The organism is Cryobacterium sp. Y57 (assembly GCF_002929505.1).
Lineage (GTDB): Bacteria > Actinomycetota > Actinomycetes > Actinomycetales > Microbacteriaceae > Cryobacterium.
This window is the reverse complement of sequence record NZ_PJJL01000073.1, coordinates 123,524-148,864: the sequence shown is the minus strand read 5'-3', so window position 1 is coordinate 148,864 and position 25,341 is coordinate 123,524. Positions and strand designations below refer to the sequence as shown.

At 63.2% G+C, this 25,341-nt stretch carries 24 protein-coding genes; 3 read left to right on the top strand and 21 right to left on the bottom strand.

Features of this window, described 5'->3' with window-relative positions; translation table 11 throughout:
• Positions 1–2: 2 nt before the first annotated feature.
• The 8 genes from CXY72_RS18020 to CXY72_RS17985 form a co-directional block, all read right to left on the bottom strand.
• Positions 3–881: a shikimate dehydrogenase gene (locus tag CXY72_RS18020; protein ID WP_104129034.1), complete on the bottom strand. Its 879-nt coding sequence runs from the start codon at positions 879–881 to the stop codon at positions 3–5.
• Positions 874–2,226 (bottom strand): endolytic transglycosylase MltG, encoded by a 1,353-nt coding sequence (gene mltG, locus CXY72_RS18015; RefSeq protein WP_233197931.1) that lies wholly within the window; start codon positions 2,224–2,226, stop codon positions 874–876. Before mltG ends, CXY72_RS18020 begins: the two co-directional genes overlap by 8 nt.
• Before the next feature lie 2 nt (positions 2,227–2,228).
• Positions 2,229–2,699, bottom strand: a complete 471-nt coding sequence (gene ruvX / locus CXY72_RS18010; RefSeq protein ID WP_104129033.1) for a Holliday junction resolvase RuvX — start codon at positions 2,697–2,699, stop codon at positions 2,229–2,231.
• A gap of 2 nt (positions 2,700–2,701) precedes the next feature.
• Positions 2,702–5,356, bottom strand: coding sequence for an alanine--tRNA ligase (gene alaS / locus CXY72_RS18005; RefSeq protein WP_104129032.1), 2,655 nt, complete (start codon positions 5,354–5,356; stop codon positions 2,702–2,704).
• Between the two features lie 69 nt (positions 5,357–5,425).
• The gene (locus CXY72_RS18000) at positions 5,426–5,635 is read right to left on the bottom strand and encodes a hypothetical protein (protein ID WP_104129031.1); all 210 of its coding nucleotides are present in this window, start codon (positions 5,633–5,635) and stop codon (positions 5,426–5,428) included.
• Positions 5,636–5,718: 83 nt separating this feature from the next.
• Positions 5,719–6,090 carry a DUF948 domain-containing protein gene (locus CXY72_RS17995; RefSeq protein ID WP_104129217.1) on the bottom strand — a complete coding sequence of 124 codons (372 nt, stop codon included), beginning with the start codon at positions 6,088–6,090 and terminating at the stop codon, positions 5,719–5,721.
• Between the two features lie 129 nt (positions 6,091–6,219).
• Positions 6,220–6,849, bottom strand: a complete 630-nt coding sequence (gene rpsD / locus CXY72_RS17990) for a 30S ribosomal protein S4 (RefSeq protein ID WP_092107727.1) — start codon at positions 6,847–6,849, stop codon at positions 6,220–6,222.
• Positions 6,850–7,046: 197 nt separating this feature from the next.
• Positions 7,047–8,387: a replication-associated recombination protein A gene (locus tag CXY72_RS17985; RefSeq protein ID WP_104129030.1), complete on the bottom strand. Its 1,341-nt coding sequence runs from the start codon at positions 8,385–8,387 to the stop codon at positions 7,047–7,049.
• A gap of 107 nt (positions 8,388–8,494) precedes the next feature.
• On the opposite strand from CXY72_RS17985, the gene CXY72_RS17980 reads away from it, so the two are divergent.
• From CXY72_RS17980 to CXY72_RS17970, 3 genes are all read left to right on the top strand, one after another.
• Complete coding sequence (locus tag CXY72_RS17980; RefSeq protein WP_104129029.1) at positions 8,495–9,310, top strand: peptidylprolyl isomerase; 816 nt, start codon at positions 8,495–8,497, stop codon at positions 9,308–9,310.
• Positions 9,311–9,420: 110 nt separating this feature from the next.
• Positions 9,421–10,653 carry a DUF349 domain-containing protein gene (locus CXY72_RS17975; protein ID WP_104129216.1) on the top strand — a complete coding sequence of 411 codons (1,233 nt, stop codon included), beginning with the start codon at positions 9,421–9,423 and terminating at the stop codon, positions 10,651–10,653.
• 115 nt (positions 10,654–10,768) lie between these two features.
• A complete protein-coding gene (locus tag CXY72_RS17970) occupies positions 10,769–11,377 on the top strand; it encodes a type IV toxin-antitoxin system AbiEi family antitoxin (RefSeq protein ID WP_104129028.1) in 609 nt (202 codons plus the stop codon).
• Here the strand turns inward: CXY72_RS17970 and CXY72_RS17965 are convergent.
• From CXY72_RS17965 to thrS, 13 genes are all read right to left on the bottom strand, one after another.
• A complete protein-coding gene (locus CXY72_RS17965; RefSeq protein ID WP_104129027.1) occupies positions 11,374–13,629 on the bottom strand; it encodes a bifunctional (p)ppGpp synthetase/guanosine-3',5'-bis(diphosphate) 3'-pyrophosphohydrolase in 2,256 nt (751 codons plus the stop codon). The genes CXY72_RS17970 and CXY72_RS17965 overlap by 4 nt on opposite strands.
• 165 nt (positions 13,630–13,794) lie before the next feature.
• A complete protein-coding gene (gene secF / locus CXY72_RS17960; protein ID WP_104129026.1) occupies positions 13,795–14,808 on the bottom strand; it encodes a protein translocase subunit SecF in 1,014 nt (337 codons plus the stop codon).
• Entirely contained in the window at positions 14,808–16,529 is a 1,722-nt protein-coding gene (secD, locus tag CXY72_RS17955; RefSeq protein ID WP_104129025.1) for a protein translocase subunit SecD, read from the bottom strand. Before secD ends, secF begins: the two co-directional genes overlap by 1 nt.
• 116 nt (positions 16,530–16,645) lie before the next feature.
• Positions 16,646–17,032, bottom strand: a complete 387-nt coding sequence (gene yajC, locus CXY72_RS17950; protein WP_104129024.1) for a preprotein translocase subunit YajC — start codon at positions 17,030–17,032, stop codon at positions 16,646–16,648.
• Between the two features lie 113 nt (positions 17,033–17,145).
• The gene (gene ruvB / locus CXY72_RS17945; RefSeq protein ID WP_104129215.1) at positions 17,146–18,156 is read right to left on the bottom strand and encodes a Holliday junction branch migration DNA helicase RuvB; all 1,011 of its coding nucleotides are present in this window, start codon (positions 18,154–18,156) and stop codon (positions 17,146–17,148) included.
• 35 nt (positions 18,157–18,191) lie between these two features.
• A complete protein-coding gene (gene ruvA, locus CXY72_RS17940) occupies positions 18,192–18,860 on the bottom strand; it encodes a Holliday junction branch migration protein RuvA (RefSeq protein ID WP_104129023.1) in 669 nt (222 codons plus the stop codon).
• Complete coding sequence (gene ruvC / locus CXY72_RS17935; RefSeq protein WP_104129022.1) at positions 18,857–19,483, bottom strand: crossover junction endodeoxyribonuclease RuvC; 627 nt, start codon at positions 19,481–19,483, stop codon at positions 18,857–18,859. The genes ruvA and ruvC overlap by 4 nt, the downstream gene beginning before the upstream one ends.
• A 4-nt stretch (positions 19,484–19,487) precedes the next feature.
• Positions 19,488–20,252, bottom strand: coding sequence for a YebC/PmpR family DNA-binding transcriptional regulator (locus CXY72_RS17930; protein WP_104129021.1), 765 nt, complete (start codon positions 20,250–20,252; stop codon positions 19,488–19,490).
• Between the two features lie 128 nt (positions 20,253–20,380).
• Positions 20,381–20,941, bottom strand: a complete 561-nt coding sequence (locus CXY72_RS17925) for a DUF1697 domain-containing protein (RefSeq protein ID WP_104129020.1) — start codon at positions 20,939–20,941, stop codon at positions 20,381–20,383.
• A 75-nt stretch (positions 20,942–21,016) separates the two neighbouring features.
• Positions 21,017–21,643: a pyridoxal 5'-phosphate synthase glutaminase subunit PdxT gene (gene pdxT, locus CXY72_RS17920; RefSeq protein WP_104129019.1), complete on the bottom strand. Its 627-nt coding sequence runs from the start codon at positions 21,641–21,643 to the stop codon at positions 21,017–21,019.
• Positions 21,644–21,669: 26 nt separating this feature from the next.
• Positions 21,670–22,572, bottom strand: a complete 903-nt coding sequence (gene pdxS / locus CXY72_RS17915) for a pyridoxal 5'-phosphate synthase lyase subunit PdxS (RefSeq protein ID WP_104129018.1) — start codon at positions 22,570–22,572, stop codon at positions 21,670–21,672.
• Positions 22,573–22,673: 101 nt separating this feature from the next.
• Positions 22,674–23,282 (bottom strand): HIT domain-containing protein, encoded by a 609-nt coding sequence (locus CXY72_RS17910; RefSeq protein ID WP_104129017.1) that lies wholly within the window; start codon positions 23,280–23,282, stop codon positions 22,674–22,676.
• Position 23,283: 1 nt separating this feature from the next.
• Positions 23,284–25,227: a threonine--tRNA ligase gene (gene thrS / locus CXY72_RS17905; protein WP_233197949.1), complete on the bottom strand. Its 1,944-nt coding sequence runs from the start codon at positions 25,225–25,227 to the stop codon at positions 23,284–23,286.
• Between the last annotated feature and the right edge of the window lie 114 nt (positions 25,228–25,341).

Here is a 25,341-nt window from a genome sequence, read left to right as displayed (position 1 = left end):
TCCTATCTTTCCACAGCATCGTCGAAGCCAGTGTCACGGGTGAGCGCACCGCGCATGGCCGCGAGCACGGACGGCTCGTCGGGCAATGGTTCAAACGGGTCAGCGGTAACAAAGACCCGCACTTGAATGAGAGCCTGATGCAGCAGCATGCCGAGTCCGTTCACCACCGTGCCCCCCGCCGCCTGCCACGACGTGGCGACCCCACTCGGCCACGGTGAGTACGCGACGTCGAACAAGACGGCACGTTCGCGCAGTTCCAGCGGAAGCGGCGACGGCAGCACGGTTCCTCCCGGCAGCGTGCTGATCACGACATCGCTGTCGACCCGGCTCACCCCGCTGAAATCCTGCAGGTCAACGACCACGCCCAGGGTCCGGCCGAGGTCCACCAGTGGCTGCGCTTTCCGTGCGTCCCGCATGAGCACCGTGACGAACTCGGCGCCGAGTTCTGCGGCCGCCATCAAAGCGGATGACGCCGTTGCGCCCGATCCGAGCAGGGTCACGTGCGTCGCCTGGGTGACTGCACTTTCGGCGAGGGCGCGCACCAGACCCGAAACATCCGTGTTGAAGCCGCTCAGTGTGCCGCGCCCCCTAACCCGGCGCAGCAGCACTGTGTTGACCGAACCGGTCAGCTGGGCAACCCGGTCGCAGTCGTCGATGAACGGCAGAACCTCCTGCTTGAGCGGCATCGTGAGTGACAAACCTCGCCATTCTGGCTTGAGCTTGCTCAGGAACATGGCGAGGGAACCCGATTTGACCTCGACAGCATCGTAGGACCAGTCGAGTCCCAGCTGCCGGTAGGCGGCTCGGTGCACCAGCGGCGAACGGGAGTGCTTGATCGGCGAGCCGAGCACCGCCAGCCGAGTCGAGGTCAGACTATCCATATTCGGGGTGCTCCCTCATCCAGTTCTGCCAGATGACGACCGCGGCGTCGTGTTCTGCCACGGTGGTGGAGAAGACCGTCTCACCGGTATCGAGGTTGACGGTCACGAAGAACAGCCACGGGCCATCCAGCGGGTGCAGGGCGGCGTCAATAGCCAAGTCACCCGGGTTCGAGATGGGGCCGACGACCATGCCGGGGTGCACGTAGGTGTTGTACGCGTTGCCGGCATTGCCGCGTTCGGCATCGGTCGTGGTCACCAGGTGGGTGTTTCCCGTACCGTAAGCGACGGTCGCATCGGACTGCAGTAGACCACTTTTCCACTGCGCCGGATTCAGCCTGTTCAGAAAGACTCGGGACACCTTGTAGTAATCGGCGGCGAGGCCAGCTTCTCGTTGAATGAGGGAGGCGAACACGACGGTCGACCAGCGGTCGGCAACAGCGACCCCGGCCGAATCAAGGGCCTCGAACTGCCGATCAACCATGGCCTGCAGGACGACCTGGGCGGTGTCCCCGGGTGAGAACGTATAGGTGGCAGGAAAGAGAAAACCTTCGAGCGTGGTCGCTTCGGGCGGTAACCCAAACGAGCCCACGTTGGCCGCAGCGGCTTGCACGTCGGTGAGAGGAATGTCGGTGCCCTCGGATATCGACTGCAACACGTCGACGGCCGCGGTTCCCTCCGGAACGACGACGGTCTGGCGTAGTCGCGTACCGTCAGCCTGCAGCGCATCGAGGGCTGTGCTCGCGACCATTTTGGTCTTCAACTGGTAAGCACCGGGCTGGAACACCGGCTCCGGGGTAGCCTGTAACAGAAGCGTGTAAAACGCATCGAAGCTCTTCACTACGCCCCGGTCTACCAGGGTGGAGGCGATGTCCGAGCCGCCATCACCACCGTGAATCATGACGACGACGTCTTCACCGGAGGCTGCCTCCTCGGTCGTGAAATCAGCGGGGCCCTGTGTAGCCGCGATGATTTGCGAGATCGGACCTTGAAGAAAGAAGTAGGCCCCGGCCACGAGCGCAGCCAGAACGGCAAAAACGATGAGGCAACCCCAGGCGGCCTTGTGGCTGCGCTTTTCTCGGGGAGGTTCGCCGGCCAAAAGTGAGCGCCGGTTTGCACGGCCGCGGCCGGCGCCGCCGCTCTCGGTCGCCGTCCAAAAGTCGGTGGCGTCGGTCGGGGGTACGGCTGCTTCGCTGGCCAATCGAGGCAACAGCGGTCTGTCTTTGGCGACGGTGACAGGAGGCGGTGCAGCCTGGCGCTCTCCCGCGGCCGCTTGTTCCGCTGCGGCCTGCTGCGCGCGCAACTGCCGACGGCTCGGCAACGGCTCTTCCGGGGTGGAACTCGGCACGGTTACGGCCTCTCTGTCGGTTCGACGGGCGACCCTGGCGGTCGCCCTGAGGCACGCTCACTGTCAAGCGCGTGTTGCAGAATGATAGTCGCCGCCACCTGATCAATCACTGGCCGGTGCGTTTTCGTGGGCCGACCGGACGCCCGCAACGCCGACTGCGCAGACACGGTCGAGAGCCGTTCATCGACCAAGCGCACCGGCACATCGAGAATTCGGTAGAGCCGCGCTGCGAAATCGATCGCGTCGTCGGTCGACGCGGTCACGTTTCCCGACAAAGCCAGGGGCAAACCGACGATGACCTCGACCGCGTCAAGCTCGAGCACCACAGCTCGAATGCGCACGAGGTCGGTCAGCCCGGCCAGGTCGCGGGCAACGGTTTCGACCGGTGTAGCGAGCATCCCGTGGTTATCGCTGCGGGACACGCCAATGCGCACCTTGCCGACATCGACACCGACACGCACCCCTGACCGCATCGTTAGCGACTGATCGCTGCTACGACGGCCTGCAGCGCGGCCGGAATGGCGTCGCCGTTGGGGCCGCCCCCCTGCGCGACGTCGTCCTTGCCGCCACCGCCTCCGCCGAGAATTCCCGCAACGGTCTTGGCGAGGCTTCCGGCCTTGTGACCGTCAGCTCGCGCGGCCGTGTTGGTGGCAACGATCACGACGGGCTTGCCCGCGGCAGTGGCGGAGAGGGCCACGACGACCGCGTCGGTGCCGAGGCGATCTCGGGTTGCCAGAGCCATCACGCGTAGGTCGTCCGGCGAACCGAGCACACCGAGGTCTTCGGCGACAACGGTCACGGCGCCGACCCGGCGGGCCGTTGTCAGCAGGGCGGGAACACGGTCGGTCAGGGCGCGGGCTTCGAAGGTGGCGATCTTCTTCTCCGCCGCTTTGAGGCTCGTCACGAGGTCGCTGATGCGTTCTGGCAGCTGTTCACGCGGCGTTTTCAGGCTCGACGTGAGCTGCGAGACGAGGGCTCGTTCGGCGGCGAGATCGCGGAAGGCCTCAAGGCCGACCAGAGACTCGACGCGGCGGTTGGTCGATCCGACCGAGGCTTCACTGATGAGGTTGATCATGCCGATCTCAGCACTGCTGGACACGTGCGTTCCGGCGCAGAGTTCACGCGACCAGGGGCCGCCAATGTCGACGACGCGTACGACATCGCCGTACTTTTCGCCGAACAGCGCCATAGCGCCAAGCGCTTTCGCTTCAGCGAGAGGCAGCTCCCGCGTGGTGACTGGAAGGTTGTCACGAATGGCGTTGTTGGAGATCTCTTCGATTTCGGTGCGGGACGCCGGCGATAGTGCCTGGTTCCAGGAGAAGTCGAGTCGAAAGAATCCAGCCTTGTTGTAGGAGCCGGACTGGTGGGCGTTGGGGCCGAGAACCTGCCGCAGGGCGGCGTGCAGCACGTGCGTTCCGGAGTGCGCCTGGCGGGCACCGCGGCGCCAGCTTTCGTCGACGACGCTCGTGGCGCGCTCTCCCACGCCTACCTCGCCGGCGAGCACGAGTACCTTGTGGCTGATGAGGCCCCTGACCGGCTTCTGCACGTCGAGCACCTTGAGCTCGTAACCGGCGCCGACGATGAGGCCGGCATCCGCCTCTTGTCCTCCGGATTCGGCCCAGAGCGCGGTCTCGGCGAGGATAATCTCGGCTGTTTGACCGGCCACCGCGCTCGTGACGGACTCGCCGTCGACGATGAGGCCGAGCACGCTTGACTCGTTCCGCAGGTTGTCGTACCCGGTGAAGACGGTCTCACCCAGGGCTCGGAACGGGCTGTAGACGCCGAGGTCGGCGAGGGTCGTCTTCTTGGACTTCGCGTCGGCCTTTGCCAGGCTGCGCTGCTTGGTCATGAGTACGTCGAAGGCGTCACGGTTGACGCTCAGGCCGGCTTCTTCGGCAATCTCGAGGGTGATCTCGATGGGGAACCCGTAGGTATCGTGCAGCAGGAATGCCGTCGGGCCGGCCAGTTCGGTCTTGTTAGCCTTTTTCGTCTTCGCCACGGCAAGGTCGAGCACGGTGCTGCCGCTCGCGAGGGTGCGCAGGAAGGTTTCCTCCTCGGCGAACGCGGCCTGACTGATCCGCCCGAAGTCGCTCTTGACCTCGGGGTAGGCGGCGCTCATGGCGTCACGCGAGGCGGGCAGCAGTTCGGGAAGGCTGACGGCGTCGACGCCGAGCAGGCGCATGGCGCGCACGCTACGGCGCAGGAGGCGGCGCAGGATATAGCCGCGACCTTCGTTGGATGGCATGACGCCGTCGCTCATGAGCATGAGGGAGGAGCGCACGTGGTCGGCGACGATTCGCATGCGCACGTCATCGTCGTGGTCGGCGCCGTAGCGGCGGCCAGTGAGCGCAGCGGCCCGGTCGAGTACCGGGCGCACCTGGTCGATTTCGTACATGTTCTCGACGCCCTGCTTGAGGAAGGCGACGCGTTCGAGGCCCATGCCGGTGTCGATGTTCTTCTTGGGCAGGTCGCCAAGAATTTTGAAGTCGTTTTTACCGGTGCTTTCACCGCGCAGGTACTGCATGAAGACGAGGTTCCAGATTTCGACGTAGCGGTCATCGTCCGTGGCCGGGCCGCCATCGGCTCCATACGCTGGGCCGCGATCGACGAAGATCTCTGAGCAGGGGCCAGCCGGGCCGGGCTGGCCGGTGGACCAGTAGTTGGATTCCATGCCGAGGCGCTGGATGCGGTTGTCCGGCACCCCGATGGCACGCCAGTAGCGGTAGGCCTCGTCGTCATCGAGGTAGATGGTGACCCAGAGCTCGCTTTCGCGAAAGCCGTAGCCGCCCTGGTTCTCCGGTGTGGTCAGCAGCTCCCAGGCGAAGCCGATGGCTTCTTCTTTGAAGTAGTCACCGAAGCTGAAGTTGCCGTTCATCTGAAAGAAGGTGCCGTGCCGGGGTGTTTTGCCGACCTCTTCGATGTCGTTTGTGCGAATGCACTTCTGCACGCTCGTGGCGCGCGGATATGGCGCTGGAACGAGCCCAGTGAGGTATGGCACGAACGGTACCATGCCGGCCACGGTGAAAAGAAGGGTGGGATCGTCGCTCACCAGTGACGCGGACGGCACAACGGTGTGTCCACGATCGGCGAAGAAGTCGAGCCAGCGCCCGCGAATGTCAGCAGTCTGCATGGTGTCCGTAGCTTTGATGATGCGTGAGTGTGGTGGTGCGAAAGGCTGTGGTTCTGTGTGACCGGATGCCTACGGCACGGTGGGCGTTGGCGCGGTGCCGACCGCGGCGTGCAGTTCGGCCTCGCGCTGGCGGTAGCCCTCGGAGATGGCCTCGCCGAACTCGCGGGCCTTGGTGTCGAGTTCGGTGAAGAACTGCTTGCCTTGCTGGGTCTTGTTGACCTCGTGGGCCACCACGAAGCCCGCGGCCACGCCGATGACCAACCAGATGACGTTCTTCATTGCACTTCTCCCTGAATCTGCGCTAGCCGAAGCCATCGATAAGTCGGTCGCCAGAATATCAGCGCCGAGTCCAGAGTAGCCGGTCAACCCTGATCACGCCGAGGCCGCGGCCGCCCGGCGCGAAACGCCGCCCGCACGCCGGCAGAGAACCCGGCGAGCTTGATCAGTGGTCCGCCAACCGTCGCGGCGAACAACGCGACGAGCGCGGAAACGTTACCGGTGACATCCGCCACGTTACTCGTGATGGTGTCTACCCGAGCCAGTTGTTGGTTGGCGCCGCGAATGGCATCGGTCGTTTCGGTCAGCATCGGACTGATTCCCTCGCTGAGTTCATGGATGGCGGCGGTGGTTTCGTCAAACACCCGACCCAATTTGATCAGCGGAATAGCGATGACCGCGACCAGAATCGCGAACACGCCGGCTGCGATAAGACCGGCAATATCTCCACCTGACACGGTGACTCCACTCAGTTCGATCGGCTCCAGCGGAGCGCGGGTATACAAAAAGGCGGATCACCCTGGGGTGATCCGCCTTTCAGCGTACCGTTTCAGACAGCCGGGGGCTGCCCTCGATCGGTCAGGTGCTTAGCGAGCTGCGTAGTACTCCACGACGAGCTGAACTTCACAGGTCACGGGAATCTCGATGCGCTTCGGGGCGCGCACGAGGCGGGCCTGAAGCTTGTCGAGCTCAACCTCGAGGTACGGCGGGAGCTTGGGGAGCAGGTCGACGTGTCCGCCGGCTGCTGCAACCTGGAAGGGCTCCATGCCCTCGCTACGAGCCTTGACGTGCATGAGCTGGCCCGGCTTCACGCGGAAGGAAGGCCGGTCGACGAGCTCTCCGTCAACGAGGATGTGACGGTGCACGATCATCTGACGCGCCTGGGCCGTGGTGCGCGCAATCGCGGAACGAACGAGAAGGGCGTCGAGACGGGTCTCGAGGATTTCCACAAGGTTCTCACCGGTCAGTCCCTGGCGACGACGAGCCTGCTCGAAGGCAATTTTGAGCTGGGCTTCGCGGATGCCGTACTGGGCGCGTAAGCGCTGCTTTTCGCGAAGGCGCACGGCGTAGTCCGAATCGGTCTTGCGCTTGGTGCGGCCGTGCTCACCGGGTGCATAAGGACGCTTCTCGAGGAAGCGGGCTGCCTTCGGCGTGAGGGCAATGCCCAGGGCGCGCGAGAGGCGAGTTTTACTGCGGGTACGTGACTTGGTAGACACGGTTTCCTTTCGATCGGACTCAATAACAGGGATACCAGGGCGAGTGTGGACAGAACCGACACAGGTCATGGGAGATCAGAGGATTGGGTGCCAGGGGACGTTCGGCTACAGAACGACTCCCTCCAAACTGGAAACGGACGCAGCCGCATGCCGAAACCAGTTGTAGGCAGGAATAAGGCTAGCACACGGGGGGACTGTTACTGATTGCGTACTATCCGACGAATTTTCAGCAAGCGCGCAGAAATGTCGCGTTCGTGGCCGTGTTCGGTGGGCTCGTAGTAGCGGGTGTTTTTCAATTCGGTCGGCGGATACTGTTGGGTGACCACGCCGAGCGCATCATTGTGCGGGTACAGATACCCCTTCCCATGACCGAGCCGTTTGGCACCGGGGTAATGCGCGTCGCGCATGCCCTTGGGTACCCGGCCCATCTTGCCGGCCCGCACGTCGGCGATCGCCGCGTCGAGCGCCATGTAGGCGGCATTGGATTTGGGGGCGGTTGCGAGGTGCACGACGGCCTGAGCCAGCGGTATGCGGCCCTCAGGCATGCCGATCAGTTGCACGGCATCGGCAGCGGCTACGGCGATCAGGAGCGATTGCGGGTCCGCCATACCGATGTCCTCAGAGGCGAGAACGATAATGCGCCGGCAAATGTAGCGCGGGTCTTCGCCGGCCTCGATCATGCGCGCCAGGTAGTGCAGTGCAGCGTCGACGTCGCTGCCGCGCACCGATTTTATGAACGCGCTGATCACGTCGTAATGCTCGTCACCGTTGCGGTCGTAGCGCAGCAAGGCGCGATCAACGGCCAGGGCGACAATATCGGTCGTGATGACGGGCTTGCCGGTAGCTCCCGCTTCGAGCGTTGATTCGGCCGAAACGGATGCTGCCTCCAACGCGGTCAGTGCCCGCCGCGCATCACCGGAGGCGAGTCGGATGATCGCGCCGCGGGCTTCGGGTTCGAGTTCGAACCGGTCGGCCAGGCCGCGCGCATCGGTGACGGCACGATCGACGACGATGCCGAGGTCGTCGTCGCTGAGAACTTCGAGGGTGAGCAACAGGGAACGAGACAGTAACGGGGAGATGATCGAGAACGACGGGTTTTCGGTCGTCGCGGCGACCAGGATGACGACGCCGTTCTCGACCCCGGGCAGCAGGGTGTCTTGTTGGGCCTTGGAGAAGCGGTGGATCTCGTCGAGAAACAGCACCGTCGCGAGGCCGTACAAATCGCGATTGGTACGGGCATCTTCCATCACTTGCCGCACGTCACGTACGCCGGCCGTCACTGCGGACAGCTCGACGAATCGCCGCCCTGAGCTGTGCGCGATAGCCTGCGCGAGCGTGGTTTTTCCGGTGCCGGGCGGTCCCCACAAGATGACCGACACGCTGCCGCGTTCCCCGGTCTTGTCACTCGCGAGACTCACCAGTGGCGAGCCCGGTGTCAGCAGGTGGCGCTGGCCGGCGACCTCGTCAAGAGTTTTTGGGCGCATTCGTACGGCGAGGGGGGTCGCACCACTGCGCAGACCCGGTTGAGCATCGGACATTCTTCCAGCGTAGTTTGTGCGTAGAGTTCTACGAGGTCGGAAGCACGACGCGTCCGATTGCTTTGTGTTCGGTCGTCGCCAACCCCGACGGCCCTGGAGGGGTTCTAGTGGCTTCGAATTACAAGCTCGAGCGCGCGGCACGCGAGGAGCGCGGACGCGTTCGTTCCTACCAGGCCAGACGGGCCGTGCACGAGCACCAGAAGAAGCGTCGTGTGCGCGACAACGTGATCGCCGGCGCCGGTCTACTCGTGGTGCTGACCCTGATCGTAATCGCTCAGGTCTTCTACTTCGACGGCGGCCCCGGCACCCCTGCGCCCACCGCAGCGGAGAGTCCCACTCCGACAGCGCCCGGCACACCAGCAGCGGGTGAGAACCGCGGAGACGTCCCCGCGAGTACCCTCGCCGAAGGCCGCACCTGGACGGGAAGCCTCACCCTCAACGAGGTCAATCTCGGCATCGAGCTTGACGGTGCGCTCGCTCCTCAGGCAGTCTCGTCCACCATCAGCCTCGCCCAGAGCGGTTTCTACACCGGCGTCACGTGCCATCGCCTGACCACGGGTGGGTTCTTCGTGCTGCAGTGCGGCGACCCGGACGCCGAAAAAACTGGCGCAGATGCCACGCACGGCCCGGGTTACAGTTATGGCCCTGTGGAAAACGCCCCGGCCGACGATATCTACCCCGCTGGAACACTCGCGATGGCCCGTCAAGGTGGAAATGGGTACAGCATGGGGAGTCAGTTCTTCGTGGTCTATGACGACACGACCATCCCATCGGACGCGGGCGGTGGCTACACCGTGCTTGGCCACGTCACGAGCGGCCTGGACGAGCTCAAGGCCCAGATCACGGATGCCGGAACCGCGGATGGTGCCGGCGACGGTGCCCCGAAGGTGCCAACGACGATCACGGGCATAACAGTTCAGTAGGATCAATCGACCCGCCTGCGCTATTGCAATAGGCTTATCAGGGTATTTCCTGGCTCCGCACTCGTCCCTCCCGCGGATCCACACACAACAATTCAGCAAAGGTGAGGCTCTTGACTACGACAGATCAGCAACCATGGGGTCGCGTAGACGAAACCGGCACGGTCTACGTGCGCGAGGCCGATGGTGAACGCGCCGTCGGCCAGTACCCGGATGCCACTCCGGAAGAGGCCCTGGCCTACTTCGAACGCAAGTACGTAGAACTCAACGGGCAGGTCACCCTGCTCGAACAGCGTGCGAAAGGTGGCGCTCCGGCTGCGGATATCGCGAAATCAGTCGCCAATCTCACCGTTGCCGTCGCCAACGCCAACGCCGTTGGCAATCTCGCCGCACTGGCCGAACGTCTCGGTGCCCTCGGCGGCGCCGTCAGCGAGCTCACCGAGCAGCAGAGCATCGAGACCAAGGCCGCATCCGCTGCCGCCGTCGCGGAGCGGGCCGAAATCGTGACTGAGGCCGAGCGTCTCGCCGCCGAAGATCCGGCGAAGACGCAGTGGAAACAGACCAGCGCCGCCCTCGATGCCCTGTTCGCTAAATGGCAGGCACACCAGCACGATGCCCCGCGCATTCCCAAGGGGGAAGCCAACGACCTGTGGAAGCGCTTCCGTGCCGCACGCACGACGATCGAGCAGAACCGCAAGGCCTTTTTCGCCGAGCTCGACAGCGCTCACAAAGACGTACGCACCAAGAAGCAGAACTTGATCGAACAGGCGGAGGCCCTGGCCCCGCAGGGTGCCGACGGCGTCTCGACGTACCGAAACCTGCTTGACGAATGGAAGAAGGCCGGTCGCAGCGGCAAGAAGCAGGACGACGCCATGTGGGCGAAGTTCAAGGCCGCCGGCGATGTGCTCTACGCGGTCAAGAGCGAGGTCGAAGCCCAGGACAACGAGGAATTCTCTGCAAACCTCATGCTCAAGCTTGAACTGCTGACCGAGGCCGAAACCCTGCTCACCACGAGCGACCGCAACGCCGGCCGCGACACGCTCACCGTGATCCAGCGCAAGTGGGATGACATCGGCAAGGTCCCCCGCGACCAGGTCAAGCCGATCGAGGATCGCCTGCGCAAAGTGGAAGCCGTCGTCCGCAAACTCGATGACGACCACTGGAAGCGCAACAACCCGGAGACGAAGGCCCGCACGGAGGGCCTCGCCGGCCAGCTGAACGACGCGATTGCCAAGCTCGAGGCTGAGCTGGTCGCGGCGCAGAAGGGGCAAAACGCGCGCGCCATCAAGGACGCCACCGAAGCGCTCGAGGCCCGCAAGGCCTGGCTGAAGGCGATCGGCCAGTAGCCAGGGCGGCAGCGGACTCCCGCGGAGTTATACACACTCCTCGGGAGTCCGCACTTTATCCACAGATCCGGCCCCCCCGAGGGGCCTGACTGGGTAAGGCCGTCACTCTGGGAGCATGACGAATCTACCGGGACGACCGCTCACCGTAAACGATCTCCCGCTCACTGAGCTCTACAGCGCCCGCCTCGATGGCCAGGTCTTTCAAGTCGCAGATTCCTGGTGCGTGATCGATGAGATAGACGGATGCGACACCCGGGCCATCGCGGCCAGCCAGTTGGTCCCGCCCCGCGCCATCGCCGAGCAACTCACCGCCGCGTGGATCTACGGCCTCGCACCGGAGCCGCGTCGCCACCAGTTCTGCGTGCTGATCAGCGCCCGCACTACCGCTGTGTGGTCTCCGCGGGCACAGGTGCGTGAAATCGTGCGTTCTCCCGATGACGTCCGCACCATCTCGGGGGTGCGCGTTACCACGCCCCTGCGTACCGCGGTCGACCTCGCGCGCTACACGCCCGGTACCACGTCAACCGCCGGGCTCACCACCTTGCTGGCCCGCCTCCTGCACTACGGCGAGTTCTCCGACGTCTCGGCTGCCATTCGCCTTTGCAAACGCGGCAGCCCCGCTCACAGCACACTCGCCGTGGGGCGATTGGCGGCCGTCCGGGCGCCCCTGCAGGCCCTGCGGCTGCACAGCCCGCAGCGTGCTGCAACCGTTATCGTAGGTTAGCCGTCGCTGACCCGGTACACGTCATAAACGGCATCGATGCGACGAACCGCGTTCAGTACACGGTCGAGATGAGTAGTGTCGCCCATTTCGAACACAAAACGACTCAGCGCCAGCCGATCACTGGACGTGTTGACGGTAGCCGAAAGAATGTTCACGTGGTGCTCTGACAGCACCCGGGTCACGTCGGAGAGCAGCCCGGAACGATCGAGAGCTTCAATTTGTATATGCACGAGGAACAGGCTCTTGGACGTGGGTGCCCAATCGACTTCGATCATGCGCTCCGGTTCTTTGAGCAGCGACTGCACATTGTGGCAGGAAGCCTGATGCACCGAAACGCCGGCTCCGCGAGTGACGAACCCGACAATCTTGTCACCGGGCACCGGAGTACAACAACGGGCGAGTTTGACCAGGATGTCGGGCGCACCGCGCACGAGCACTCCCGAATCTGTATTGCGGGTGGACTGGGTGCGACCCCGTGCGGCGACCGGGAAGTCGTTGTTGTCATTGTCTTCGATGCTTTGCACCGACGAGACAACCTTTTCGAGCACCGACTGGGTTGAAACGTGACCTTCACCCACAGCGGCATAGAGCGCCGATACGTCTTCGTACTTGAGCTGGGCCGCGACCTCCGCGAAGGAATCCTGGTTCATCAGCTTCTGCAGGGGCAGGTTCTGCTTGCGCATCGCACGCGCGATGGCGTCGCGACCCTGTTCGATGGCTTCGTCGCGGCGTTCTTTCGTGAACCATTGCCGGATCTTGTTGCGCGCCCGAGGGCTCTTGACGAAGTTCAGCCAATCCTTGCTCGGGCCGGAGTCAGGGTTCTTGGAAGTGAACACCTCGACGACGTCGCCGGTGATCAGCTCGTTCTCCAACGGAACCAGTCGGCCGTTGACTTTGGCACCCATGGTGCGGTGGCCAACCTCGGTGTGCACCGCATAGGCGAAGTCGACCGGGGTGGCGCCGGACGGCAGGCCGATGACTCGTCCCTTCGGCGTGAAGACGTAAACCTCCTTGGCACCGATCTCATAACGCAGGGAGTCCAGGAACTCGCCCGGGTCGGCCGTTTCGGCCTGCCAGTCAGAGATGTGCGCGAGCCACGCCATATCGGTATCGCTCTGGGGACCTGGCCCGCCGGTGCTCTTACCGTTGACCTGTTCCTTGTACTTCCAATGCGCGGCAACGCCAAACTCAGCACGCTGATGCATCTCGGTGGTGCGAATCTGAATTTCCACTGCACGACCGCTCGGACCGAGCACGGTCGTGTGCAGGGACTGATACAGGTTGAACTTCGGGGTGGCGATGTAGTCCTTGAACCGGCCGGGCAGCGGCGTCCACCGGGCGTGGATGGACCCCAGCACGGCGTAGCAGTCCCGCACAGAGTTCACGAGAATGCGTATACCGACGAGGTCGTAGATCTCATCGAACTCCCGGCCGCGCACGACCATCTTCTGGTAGATCGAATAGTACTGTTTGGGTCGACCGGCGACTTTGCCGCGAATGCGTGCCGATTTGAGGTCATCGTTGATGGTGTCGATGACCTGCTGAACGAACTCTTCGCGCTGCGGAGTGCGCTGCTTGACCAGACTTTCGATCTCGGCGTACAACTTGGGGTATAACACTGCAAAAGACAGGTCTTCGAGTTCCCATTTGATGGTCTGGATTCCCAGCCGATGCGCCAACGGCGCGTAGATCTCCAACGTCTCTGTTGCTTTTCGTACGGCGGATTCGTTGGGTACGAAACCCCAGGTGCGCGCGTTGTGCAGCCGGTCGGCCAATTTGATGATGAGCACCCGGATGTCTTTAGACATTGCCACGATCATCTTGCGCACGGTCTCAGCCTGGGTCGAATCGCCGTACTTCACCTTGTCGAGCTTGGTGACCCCATCCACCAGCATCGCGATTTCATCGCCGAAGTCGCCTCGGAGTGCGTCGAGGGTGTAGTCGGTGTCCTCCACGGTGTCGTGCAGCAGCGCTGCGGCGATGGTCTTGGTACCGATGCCCAGGTCGGCCAGAATCTGAGCTACCGCAACCGGGTGCGTGATATACGGTTCCCCGCTGTGCCGAAACTGCCCGTCGTGTGCTCGCTCGGCAGCGGTATACGCGCGTTCGATGATCGACAGATCAACCTTGGGATGGTTCGACCGGACTGTCTTGATCAAGCGATCCACGGCACCGGCGGGCTGCGCGCGGGAGAAGATGCGCGGCACGAGTCGGCGCAGCGAGGCCGGCGATGGTGTCGTCGTGTCCGTCAAAGTCTCACCTCGTACTTCACGCTTTACAGGGGCGGGTGTGGGTACTGTCAATTATGCCGGTTCTCTGAGGCTCACCCGTACGCCCCCAGCGATCACACATCGATCACACGCAGAAGCGGCCGACCCGACAGGGCCGACCGCTTTTCGCTGTGCACGTTTCTCTGACTACACCGTGACGCTCGCCGCGGTTGGAGCTGATGCCTTGGCGCGAGCAGCGAGGGCTTTCTTGTCGTGCTTACGAATGACGTCCTCACCGTTTCGCAGCTGGGCATACATCGGTGACGCAATGAAGATGGTCGAGTAGGTGCCGACCAGGATCCCGATCAGCAGGGCGAGCGAGATGTCGCGCAGGGTACCGGCGCCCAGAACGAACGCACCGATGAACAAAATGGATGCCACGGGCAGGGCTGCCACGACGGAGGTGTTGATGGATCGCACGAGCGTCTGGTTGACCGCGAGGTTGACCGACTCAGAGAACGTTCGGCTTGAGCCTGACCCGTCGAAATTCGTGTTCTCACGAATCTTGTCGAAGACAACGACGGTGTCGTAGAGCGAGTACCCGAGAATCGTGAGAAACCCGATCACCGCCGCTGGCGTGATTTCAAAACCGGTTATTCCATAGAAACCCGCGGTGATCACGAGGTCGTGCAGTAGGGCGACCATCGCCGCGACGGACATCTTCCAGGTGCGGAAGTAGATCGCCATGATGATTCCGGCCAGCACGAGGAACACAACCAGGGCACGAAGAGCTTGCCCGGTGATGTCCTGCCCCCAGGTTGCACCGATGAACGAAGTGGCCACTTCAGCGACGGGAACGTCGTAAGCGGATGCGAGAGCGTCTCGCACGCTCGTCGACTCCGCTTCCGACAGCTGATCGGTCTGCACCCGGACGCCGTCGTTGCCGATCGTGGAGACCTTCGGGATGGCATTTGGAACGACGCTCGCGACGGCATCCGTTGCCGTGGTCTCTGACTGGCTGGTCGTTTGCGAGACAACGAACTCGCTGCCCCCGGTGAATTCGATTCCGAAGACAAAACCGCCGCGCAGCAGGAACGGACCAAGCAACGCAATGAGAACCATTCCTCCAGCGATCAAGTACCAGAGCTTTCTACGCCCGACGATATTGAGCGAACGAGCGCCCGTGTAGAGGTCGTTTCCAAATTTTGAGAAGCTAGCCATCAGGAATCCTTCTCGTTAGTCGATCGTTCAGTGCTGCTGCTTACGAGCTCGGAAGCTTTACGCTCGGCGATGGTTTGTCGCTTCGCTGCCTCTTTGCTCGAGGATGAGACCTTGGAGGCGGATATCGACGCCGATGGTTCAAATCGGGCCCGCCCCCGGTAGACGGCGCCGAGTGCACGCGGATCAAGCCCACTGAGTTTGTGACCCTCATTGAAGAACTTCGTCTGGGCGACCAGCTGCAGCATCGGGTGCGTGAACAAGCTCACCACGAGCAGGTCGACGATCGTCGTGAGGCCAAGCGTCAGCGCGAAACCGCGAACGTTGCCGACGGCGAGCACGAACAACACGGCAGCGGCAAGAAAATTGACGACGTCAGAGGCGACGATGGTGCGGAAAGCCCGCTTCCAGCCGGCCTCGACCGAGGACTCCAACCCGCGACCGTCACGCAGCTCGTCACGGACACGTTCGAAGTACACGATGAACGAGTCGGCGGTGATACCAATGGCCACGATCAAACCAGCCACACCGGCCAGAGACAGGCGATAGCCTTCGCGCCAGGACAGGATGGTGATGAGCAGGTAGGTGATCACCGCAGCCACGCCGAGCGATGCAACCGTGATCAGGCCGAGGAGACGGTACTGCGCAAGCGAGTACAAGACCACGAGGATCAGGCCGATCAGGCCGGCGATCAGCCCGTTGACCAGCTGGGTCGACCCGAGCGTCGCTGAAATGGTGTCCTGGCTCTGCACGGTGAAGCTGATCGGAAGGGCACCGAACTTGAGCTGGTCGGCCAGGGCCTTGGAACTGTCTTGGTCGAATGACCCGGTGATCTGTGGCTTGCCATCGAGGATGGCGCCCCGGGTGGCTGGTGCAGAGATGACACGGCCATCGAGCACGATCGCGAACTGGTTCTGCACACCGGTGAGGTCGAATAGCCGGGTCGTAACGTCAGCGAACTTCGCGGTTCCATTATTGTTGAAGACGATATTGACAGCCCACTCGCCGGTGGTGGCACCGTTTTGAGTCGTGACTTGGCCGTTGGTCGCGTCGGCGATCGTGGAACCGTCTACTTCGACCGGACCCAGGATGTACTTGACGGACCCATCTGTTTCGCAGGTGATCAGGGGCTGGTTGGCCGGTGCCACGTTGGTGGTATTGATTTTGCTGCAGTCGAAGGCGTCGTACTCGGCTTGAAGCGCTGGGGTGACGTAGTTCAAGTCGCTTGCGTTGGTCGGCGCCACGGCGGGAGTGGTCGACAGGCTCGGATCGACAGGAGCTTGCGGCACCGGTGTTGCCGTTCCGTCAGCACCGACGGTCTGGCCGGACGGCTGACCGGCCACGAGCACCGCCCGAAACTCGAGCTTCGCTGACGACTTGATGCGTTCCAGGGTGGCGTCATCGGGGGTGCCGGGGATCGACACGACGATGTTTCGTCCGCCCTGGGTGTTGACCTCCGCCTCGGATACCCCCGAGGAGTTGACACGCTGGCGAATAATACCCACGGCTTCAGTGAGCTGCTCCGAACTCACTGACGCGCCACTCTCAACCTGGGGGGCGAGGATGATCTGTGTTCCCCCCTCAAGGTCAAGGGCCAGTTTCGGCGTCCATGATCCGTTCTGGGTCAGCACCCCGAAAGCGTTGAGGGCGATCAGGCCGACGATAATCACGCCAAGCCAGGTCAGGGAACGCCAGGCCTTCTTGACCGGAGACGACTTAGCCACCTATGAACTCAGCTTTCTGTTGGCGCCCACGCCAACATGCGTGGGCGCGCCGCGTGATGCAGTACGTGCGTTGTGTGAACTATGGTGCCAAGCGAGTATGCCCTAAAAGTTGAAAACTACGCGTCACCCTTTTTCGGCTGTTCGGTGGTGTCGGTGTCGACATCGGCAACGCGCTGGCCGAATTCCGGCTCGGTGAGCGAATCGATGCTATCAACACTAGAGCCCTCGGAAACGTCGACGACAACCGGCTCCACCACGCGGGCGATGGTCTGACGGTGAATTTCGACGACGACGCCGGGGGCGATCTGCAGCTCGACTTTGTTGGCTTCTTCATCAATAGCGATGATCGTGCCGTACATGCCGAAGTTGGTCATAACGTCGGCGCCGGGAACCATGGTGGCCTGCAGCGCTTCCTGGTCCTTCTTGCGCTTGCGGCCGTTTCGGAACATGAAGAAGACAAGAACGGCCAAAACGGCCAACATGACGAGAGTCAATGAATCCATAAAACTGTATTACCTTTCGATTGCGGCACGAGTGGCCGAAGCTTGTGATGGGGGCCCGATTTGCGGGGACGCGCCTACTGAATTACAGCTATAGGCAGACGGGCCAAATTGAATTATAGGTCAAGAAGGGTCGCACTGCCCTGAGGAGAGGTCAGACCGAAGTGTTGCCATGCTGCGCTGGTGGCAACTCGACCTCGCGGGGTGCGCGTGAGAAATCCTATCCGCACCAAAAACGGCTCTACCACCGCCTCCACCGTTTCGGACTCTTCGCCAACAGACACGGCCAGGGTGTTGAGCCCTACCGGCCCTCCCCCGAACCGGGTCAAGATGATCTTCATCACCTCGCGATCGAGGCGGTCGAGGCCGATCGCATCGACGTCATAGAGTTCGAGAGCTGCATGCACCGCAGCAATGTCGGCCGCTCCCCCGTGCACGAGCGCATAGTCCCGTACCCGACGCAGCAGGCGATTCGCGATGCGCGGCGTGCCGCGGCATCGCCCGGCGATTTCGGCGAGAGCATCCTTTTTGATCGGCAGCCCGATTAAGTGTGCTGCCCGAGCGAGAACTTGTTCGAGCTCGCTCTGAGCGTAGAACTCGAGATGGGCGGTGAAACCGAATCGGTCACGCAAGGGGTTCGGCAGCAGCCCGGACCGGGTAGTGGCGCCGACCAGGGTGAACGGGGCCAGTTCGAGCGGGACCGAGGTGGCGCCGGCGCCCTTGCCGACCATGATGTCGATGCGAAAGTCCTCCATGGCGAGGTAGAGCATCTCTTCCGCGGAGCGAGCCATGCGGTGGATCTCGTCGATGAAGAGTACCTCGCCGGGTACCAGGGACGACAGCACGGCCGCGAGATCGCCGGCGTGTTGAATGGCTGGACCGCTCGACATGCGTAACGGACGGTTGCCCTCGTAGGCGACGATCATGGCCAGGGTGGTCTTGCCGAGGCCGGGAGGGCCGGCCAGAAGGATGTGGTCGGGTGTGCGGTTCTGCATCGTCGCAGCGGTCAGCAGCAGCTGCAACTGCCCACGCACCTTCTTCTGGCCAACGAATTCGCCCAGACTCGCCGGGCGCAGGGCGCCCTCGAACGCCAGCTCTGACTCGCTTTCCAGCGAGGGGTTGACCAGCTGAACGGCAGGGTTCTCGATGGATGGATCGGTTGTCACGAGCGAGCCGTTCCGGTGCTCGCTGCGGCGGCCACACCGGTCACGTGGTGCGCTGCCGGTCCGAGCCGGCCGAGGGCCAACCGGAGCACAGCGGCAACCGCAGGCGGGGCGGAGTCTGCGCCGGCGGCATCCGCCAGCTCGGACAGGGTCTCGTCGACCGCCTCCGCCGCGACCCGCTCCGACCAGCCGAGGCCGATCAGTGCAGCCAGCACGCTGGCCGCGACCGAGGAGGCCCCACGTGCTCGGGCTGGAGAGGTTGCCGCCGTCACCGCGAGTTTGCCGGCCAGGGAGAGCACGATGAGTTTTGCCGTTTTCGGTCCGATGCCGCTGACCTTACGGAACACGCCGTCGTCATCACCGGCGACAGCCTGCGCGATCTGGTTGGGGGTGAGCACCGCGAGCACGCCGAGAGCGGACTTGGGCCCCACACCGGTCACACCGACGAGCAGTTCGAAGACGGCGAGCTCATCGCCGCTCGGAAAGCCATAGAGCGTGAGCGAATCCTCACGCACGATGAGTACGGTCACCAGCCGGGCTTCCTCGTCGATGCGCAGGCCGAGTGCGGTGGCCGGCGTCACCTGCACGGCGAGACCGACACCGCCGACCTCGATCACGACGGTTGAGCCGACAGCTGAGCGGACAGGGCCACGTACGGAGGAGATCACCGCTTAAGACTACGGGGCACCACCGACACTGCTGGCACCGATTTACGTTCGGCGTCGCGCCACGCTTTCTGGGCGGGGGTGAGCGCTCCGGGCCTGACGACGGCCGCTTTCACCGAGGTGACGGTCGGCAGAGTTCCACCGGATGCCCCGGTACGCCACGCGTGGCAGATCGCGAGGGCGAGGGCATCCGCTGCGTCGGCTGGTTGGGGAATTTCGGTCAGCCCCAGGATGCGGGCGACCATCGTGCCGACTTGTTTCTTGTCGGCAGCGCCGTAGCCGGTGATGGCCGCCTTCACTTCGCTCGGGGTGTGCAGGGTCACCGGCAGACCGCGCTTCGCGGCGAGGAGTAGGGCGACGCCGCTGATCTGCGCGGTGCCCATGACGGTGCGCACGTTGTGCTGGGCGAAGACGCGTTCAATGGCAATGAATTGAGGCCGATGGCGGTCGAGCATGTCTTCCAAGCCCTCGGCCAGCAGCAGCAGACGCTGCTCCAGGGGCAGATCGGGTGCGCTACGCAGCACCGTCACATCCACCAGGCGAGCCGAGCGGTTACCCTCGACGTCGACCACGCCCACACCGCAACGGGTGAGGCCCGGATCGATGCCGAGAACCCGTACCGCCATCGAACTACTCGGACTCGCTCGCGAGTGCGGCCTGCACCTCGGCCGACAGATCGTAATTGGAATACACGTTCTGCACGTCGTCAAGATCTTCCATGGCGTCGATCAGGTGGAACACCTTGCGGGCGGTTTCAGCATCGACCTCGATCTTGAGCGAGGGAATGAACGCAATATCCGCTGACTCATAGTCGATGCCGGCGGCCTGCAGCGCGGTGCGGGTAGCGACGAGGTCGCTCACATTGGAGTGAATCTCGAAGGTCTCACCCTCGTCAATGACTTCTTCGGCGCCGGCATCGAGAACGGCAAGCATGATGTCGTCTTCGGTGAGCGTCGGCAGGTGCTTGACCACAACGACGCCCTTGCGGTGAAAGTTGTAGGCGACGCTGCCCGGATCGGCCATGGCTCCGCCGTTGCGGGCCATCGCGGTGCGCACCTCGGCCGCTGCACGATTTTTATTGTCGGTGAGGCACTCGATCATGATCGCGACACCGTGGGTGGCGTAGCCCTCGTACATGATGGTCGTGTAGTCGACCTGCTCGCCCGATAGGCCGGCACCGCGCTTGACCGCGCGGTCGATGTTGTCGTTGGGTACCGAGGTCTTCTTGGCCTTCTGAATGGCGTCGACCAGCGTCGGGTTACCCGAGAGGTCAGCGCCGCCCAATCGAGCCGCAACCTCGATGTTCTTGATGAGCTTGGCGAACGCCTTGGCCCGCCTGGAGTCGGTGACCGCTTTCTGGTGCTTGGTGGTGGCCCATTTGGAATGCCCGGACATACATCTCCCGTTGTTGTGCTCGATCGTTTGGACGTGGTGCAGCAGGCGCGGGGGCCCGTGGCTCTGTGGCCGTTATGCTGCGGACGGCGGCAGTGCGTGGTCGGTGCACGCGTAGGTGCTAAATCAGTCTATCCCGGTGTGAGTTCCAGCAGCTTGTGCAGAGTGTGCAGGTTGCGGGTGGTCGTCGTGTTGCGGTACTTGAGCTTGGCACTCTTCTTGCTGAAAGCACTCTTGATGCCGACCGACTTGCGAACCTCCCAGTAGAGCACACCATGGCCGAGTTCGATGCGTTCCTCGGCGGCCTCGAGTTCTTTACCGTGTCCGGCGAGCTCGCTGAGATGTCCCGGGTCCGAGGAGAACATCACATACGGATGCCAGCCGTCGCGGTCCGCGTCGAAGGGGTAGGCGCGAACGATCCGGTCGAGGGATTCGGCGTCGACGAGCACGATCCACGCCTCGTAGTCAAACCGAGCCGCCAGGGCCTTCTCGATTCGGGCCTTGAGGGCCGCCGCATCCGCTTTATCAACGAGCGGACTGTCGATACTGAAGATCACATTGCCACTTGCCAACACGGTTTTGACGTCGATGTAACCGAGTTCGTGGAATGTTTCAGCAAGATCCGTCATGGCTATGGTGATGCCGTTGACGTTGACGTTGATGCCACGGAGCAGTGCTACATATCGGGTCATCGTTGACCACCGGTTGTCTGAGTCATGTCTGAACCCTAGCCACACTCGCGCACACGACACAATTAAGCCGACTTCTCACCGCGCGGCGGACATCACCTTCTGCAGGAAATACTGGTGAAAACGGTATTCGCCGGTGATTTCCGGGTGAAAGGAGGTCCCGAGCAGGTTTCCTTGCTCGACAGCGACGCAGCGTCCGTCCTTGAGGGTGGCCAGCGCGGTCGCCCGCGCACCGATGGTTTCCACGACCGGTGCTCGAATGAACACGGCATGCACCGGCTGCTGACCGAGCACCGCAATGTCGAGGTCGGTCTCAAAGGAGGCCGTCTGCGACCCGAAGGCGTTGCGGCGCACGACGATGTCGAGTCCGCCGAGACTCTGTTGACCGTTCATACCGTCGATGATCGTGTCGGCCAGCATGATGAGGCCGGCGCACGTGCCGTAGACCGGCAGTCCGCCCCGAATAGCGGCCTTCAGCGGCGCGGCGAGACCGAACGTGCGGGCGAGTTTGTCCATGACGCTCGATTCACCGCCCGGGATGACCAGACCGTCGATGCGGTCGAGTTCTTCCGGGCGGCGTATCGCATCGACGTGTGCGCCGAGTTCGCGCAACACGTGCGCGTGTTCGCGAAAATCGCCCTGCAGGGCGAGCACCCCGACCCGCAGACCTGCTGGTACAGCGGTTTCTGCCGGTCGGGTGCGCATGGAGAGGATCGTCACGAACCGCTCAGTTACCAGCCGCGGGTCGAGAGGAGGTGCGGCGCGGGAATGTCCGACACGTTGATGCCGACCATGGCTTCGCCGAGGCCACGCGAGACATCTGCGATGACCTTGGCGTCGTCGTAGAACGTGACGGCCTTGACGATGGCCGCTGCGCGCTGCTCGGGGTTGCCCGACTTGAAGATGCCGGAGCCGACGAAAACGCCGTCAGCGCCGAGTTGCATCATCATGGCAGCGTCAGCCGGAGTGGCCACGCCTCCGGCGGTGAACAGCACGACGGGCAGCTTACCGGTGGAGGCGATCTCAACGACGAGCTCGTAGGGTGCCTGCAGCTCCTTGGCGGCGACGTACAGTTCGTCGCGACTGAGTGAGGTGAGACGCTTGATCTCGCCGTTGATGGTGCGGATGTGCTTGGTGGCTTCGGAGACGTCGCCGGTGCCGGCCTCTCCCTTGGAACGGATCATGGCCGCACCCTCATTGATGCGGCGAAGCGCCTCTCCGAGGTTGGTAGCACCGCAGACGAAGGGAATGGTGAAATTCCACTTGTCGATGTGGTTCATGTAGTCGGCCGGGCTGAGCACCTCGGACTCATCGATGTAGTCAACGCCGAGCACTTCAAGAATCTGCGCCTCGACGAAGTGGCCGATACGAGCCTTGGCCATGACCGGAATGTTGACCTCCGCGATGATGCTGTCGATGAGGTCAGGGTCGCTCATCCGGGCTACGCCACCCTGTGAGCGAATGTCGGCGGGAACGCGTTCAAGAGCCATGACGGCGACAGCGCCGGCGTCTTCAGCAATACGAGCCTGGGCAGCGGTGACGACGTCCATGATGACGCCGCCCTTGAGCATTTCGGCGAGTCCACGCTTGACGCGGCTCGAGCCGAACTGCTCGGCGGAGGTTGATTTAGTCATAATACGATTATATTCCTTGCACGGTGGTGGTCTGGTCGGCGGCTAGTGCACCGACAGGGGAAGACCAGGCGCGCGCCAGCACGCGTCCAGTGTTTCTAGAGTTAGCGGGTCGCTGCAGCCGCCGTCGTGGCGCCGGGCCAGCCATCGGCGATTTCGCGCCGTACGTCGCCGAGCAGGCGCGGAATCGCCTTGGTGCCGGCGATGATCGGGAAGAAATTCGAGTCGAGGGCCCAGCGGGGCACGATGTGCTGGTGCAGATGCTCGGCGATGCCCGCCCCGGCGATGCGCCCCTGATTCATGCCGATGTTGAATCCGTCACAATTGGACACCTGCTTCAGAACCCGCATGGCGATCTGCGTGAGTTCGCCGATTTCGGCGACCTCCTCCGGTGTGGCCTGGTCGTAGGTGGCGACGTGCCGATACGGGCAGACCAGCAGGTGACCGCTGTTGTATGGAAATAGGTTGAGCAGCACATAAGCGTGGGTGCCGCGCGCCACGATCAGCGCCTTCTCGTCGTCCAGACTCGGTGCGATGCAGAACGGGCAGTCATCCGGGTGTGGCTGCTGCCCCTCCTGGATATAGACCATCCGATGCGGTGTCCAGAGGCGTTGGAAGGCATCCGGAACCGCCGCGAACGCCGCAGAGACTTCGGTCGCATCCGGGGCGACAGATTCCGAGCCGCGCAGTCGATCGTCCGGAATTTCCGTCATGCTACGCCTGTACTTCGGCCGCGATCGGGGCAACCGGGCTCGTGGTGACCTGAGCGCGGTTCTCGATCGATTCCACGATGAGGCGCACGGCCTCGGCGACCGGCACGCCATTTTGCTGCGTACCGTCTCGAAAACGAAAACTCAGCGCTCCGTTGGCCTGGTCGTCTTCGCCCACAATGAGCTGGTAGGGCACCTTGGCTTTGGTGTGGGTGCGAATCTTCTTCTGCATGCGGTCGTCGGAATGGTCGACCTCAGCGCGCACGCCGACTTTCTTCAGGGTGGCGATCACGTCGTCGAGGTACGGGCCGTACTGCTCGGAGACGGGGATGCCCACGACCTGCACCGGCGCCAGCCAGACCGGGAACGCCCCGGCATAGTGCTCGGTGAGCACGGCGAAGAAGCGTTCGATCGAGCCGAACAGGGCGCGGTGGATCATGACCGGGCGCTGGCGGCTGCCGTCGTTCGCGGTGTATTCGAGGTCGAACCGTTCGGGCAGGTTGAAGTCGAGCTGAATGGTCGACATCTGCCAGGTGCGGCCGATGGCATCGCGGGCCTGCACCGAGATCTTCGGGCCGTAGAACGCCGCCCCGCCCGGGTCGGCGACCAGATCGAGACCGGATGCCTCCGCGACTTCCCGCAGCGTCTCGGTCGCTTCGTCCCAGGCGTCGTCGCTGCCGACGAACTTTTTCGGGTCTTTGGTGGACAGCTCGAGGTAATAGTCCTCGAGGCCGTAATCGGCGAGCAGCTGCAGCACGAAGTTGAGCGTGCTGGTGAGCTCCTCTTTCATGCCTTCCTTGGTCGTGTAGATGTGGGCGTCGTCCTGGGTCATGCCGCGCACCCGGGTGAGCCCGTTGAGCACGCCGGACTTCTCGTAGCGGTAAACCGACCCGAATTCGAACAGGCGCATCGGCAACTCGCGGTAGCTGCGGCCGCTGGACTTGAAGATGAGGTTGTGGAACGGGCAGTTCATGGGCTTGAGGTAGTAGTCGACGCCCTGGCGGGTGACATGGCCGGTCTCGTCACGTTCCTCGTCGAGGTGCATCGGCGGGAACATGCCGTCGCGGTACCAGTCGAGGTGGCCCGAGGTTTCGAACAGGGTCGACTTGGTGATGTGCGGCGAGTAGACGAAGTCGTAGCCGGCTTCCACGTGGCGCTTGCGGGAGTAGCTTTCCATCTCCTGACGGATGATGCCGCCCTTGGGGTGGAACACGGCCAGGCCTGAGCCGATCTCCTCAGGAAAGCTGAACAGGTCGAGTTCGGCGCCGAGCTTGCGATGATCGCGCTTGGCGGCCTCTTCCTGGCGGGTTTGGTAGGCGCGCAGTTCGTCCTTGGTGGGCCAGGCGGTGCCGTAGATGCGCTGCAGCTGCGGGTTTTTCTCGGAACCACGCCAGTAGGCGGCGGCCAGGCGGGTGAGCGAGTAGCCGTTGCCGATCATGCGGGTGTTGGGCAGGTGCGGGCCGCGGCAGAGGTCTTTCCAGAGCGTCTCCCCCGTCTTCGGATCAACGTTGTCGTAGATGGTGAGCTCGGCGCCGCCGACCTCGACGGACTCGTTGTCTTCGGTGGTGGAGCCACCCTTCAGCCCGATCAGTTCGAGCTTGTACGGTTCGGCAGCCAGCTCGGCTCGGGCTTCGTCATCGGTCACGACTCGGCGTACGAAGCGCTGCCCCTGACGAATAATGCGATCCATCGCTTTTTCCAAAGACTTCACGTCGTCCGGGGTGAACGGAACCTCGACGTCGAAGTCGTAGTAGAACCCGTCGGTGATGGGCGGGCCGATGCCGAGCTTGGCGGTCGGGTTGACCGTCTGCACTGCCTGGGCGAGCACGTGAGCGGCGGAGTGGCGCAAAATACTGAGGCCGTCGGGAGAATTTATGCTGACCGGCTCGACGGTATCCGTTGGCAACACCGTGGCGGCCAGGTCTTTCAACTCGCCGTTGACGCGCATGGCGACAATGGATCGATCGGTGAAAAGCGCAAAGCCGTCAGCCACGTGTATAACTCCCTGTTGTTTGCCTACCCGTCAACTTTAGCGGCGTGCACGGGTGCGCTCGTCGGTTGC

What these genes read in the sequence shown, in the direction of transcription:
- CXY72_RS18020 (WP_104129034.1), bottom strand. Translation starts at nt 881, where the DNA reads ATGGATAGTCTGACCTCGACTCGGCTGGCGGTGCTCGGCTCGCCGATC.
- ruvX (WP_104129033.1), bottom strand. Translation starts at nt 2,699, where the DNA reads ATGCGGTCAGGGGTGCGTGTCGGTGTCGATGTCGGCAAGGTGCGCATT.
- alaS (WP_104129032.1), bottom strand. Translation starts at nt 5,356, where the DNA reads ATGCAGACTGCTGACATTCGCGGGCGCTGGCTCGACTTCTTCGCCGAT.
- CXY72_RS18000 (WP_104129031.1), bottom strand. Translation starts at nt 5,635, where the DNA reads ATGAAGAACGTCATCTGGTTGGTCATCGGCGTGGCCGCGGGCTTCGTG.
- CXY72_RS17985 (WP_104129030.1), bottom strand. Translation starts at nt 8,387, where the DNA reads ATGTCCGATGCTCAACCGGGTCTGCGCAGTGGTGCGACCCCCCTCGCC.
- CXY72_RS17970 (WP_104129028.1), top strand. Translation starts at nt 10,769, where the DNA reads ATGACGAATCTACCGGGACGACCGCTCACCGTAAACGATCTCCCGCTC.
- secF (WP_104129026.1), bottom strand. Translation starts at nt 14,808, where the DNA reads ATGGCTAGCTTCTCAAAATTTGGAAACGACCTCTACACGGGCGCTCGT.
- yajC (WP_104129024.1), bottom strand. Translation starts at nt 17,032, where the DNA reads ATGGATTCATTGACTCTCGTCATGTTGGCCGTTTTGGCCGTTCTTGTC.
- ruvC (WP_104129022.1), bottom strand. Translation starts at nt 19,483, where the DNA reads ATGGCGGTACGGGTTCTCGGCATCGATCCGGGCCTCACCCGTTGCGGT.
- CXY72_RS17930 (WP_104129021.1), bottom strand. Translation starts at nt 20,252, where the DNA reads ATGTCCGGGCATTCCAAATGGGCCACCACCAAGCACCAGAAAGCGGTC.
- CXY72_RS17925 (WP_104129020.1), bottom strand. Translation starts at nt 20,941, where the DNA reads ATGACCCGATATGTAGCACTGCTCCGTGGCATCAACGTCAACGTCAAC.
- pdxT (WP_104129019.1), bottom strand. Translation starts at nt 21,643, where the DNA reads ATGCGCACCCGACCGGCAGAAACCGCTGTACCAGCAGGTCTGCGGGTC.
- pdxS (WP_104129018.1), bottom strand. Translation starts at nt 22,572, where the DNA reads ATGACTAAATCAACCTCCGCCGAGCAGTTCGGCTCGAGCCGCGTCAAG.
- CXY72_RS17910 (WP_104129017.1), bottom strand. Translation starts at nt 23,282, where the DNA reads ATGACGGAAATTCCGGACGATCGACTGCGCGGCTCGGAATCTGTCGCC.
- thrS (WP_233197949.1), bottom strand. Translation starts at nt 25,227, where the DNA reads ATGCGCGTCAACGGCGAGTTGAAAGACCTGGCCGCCACGGTGTTGCCA.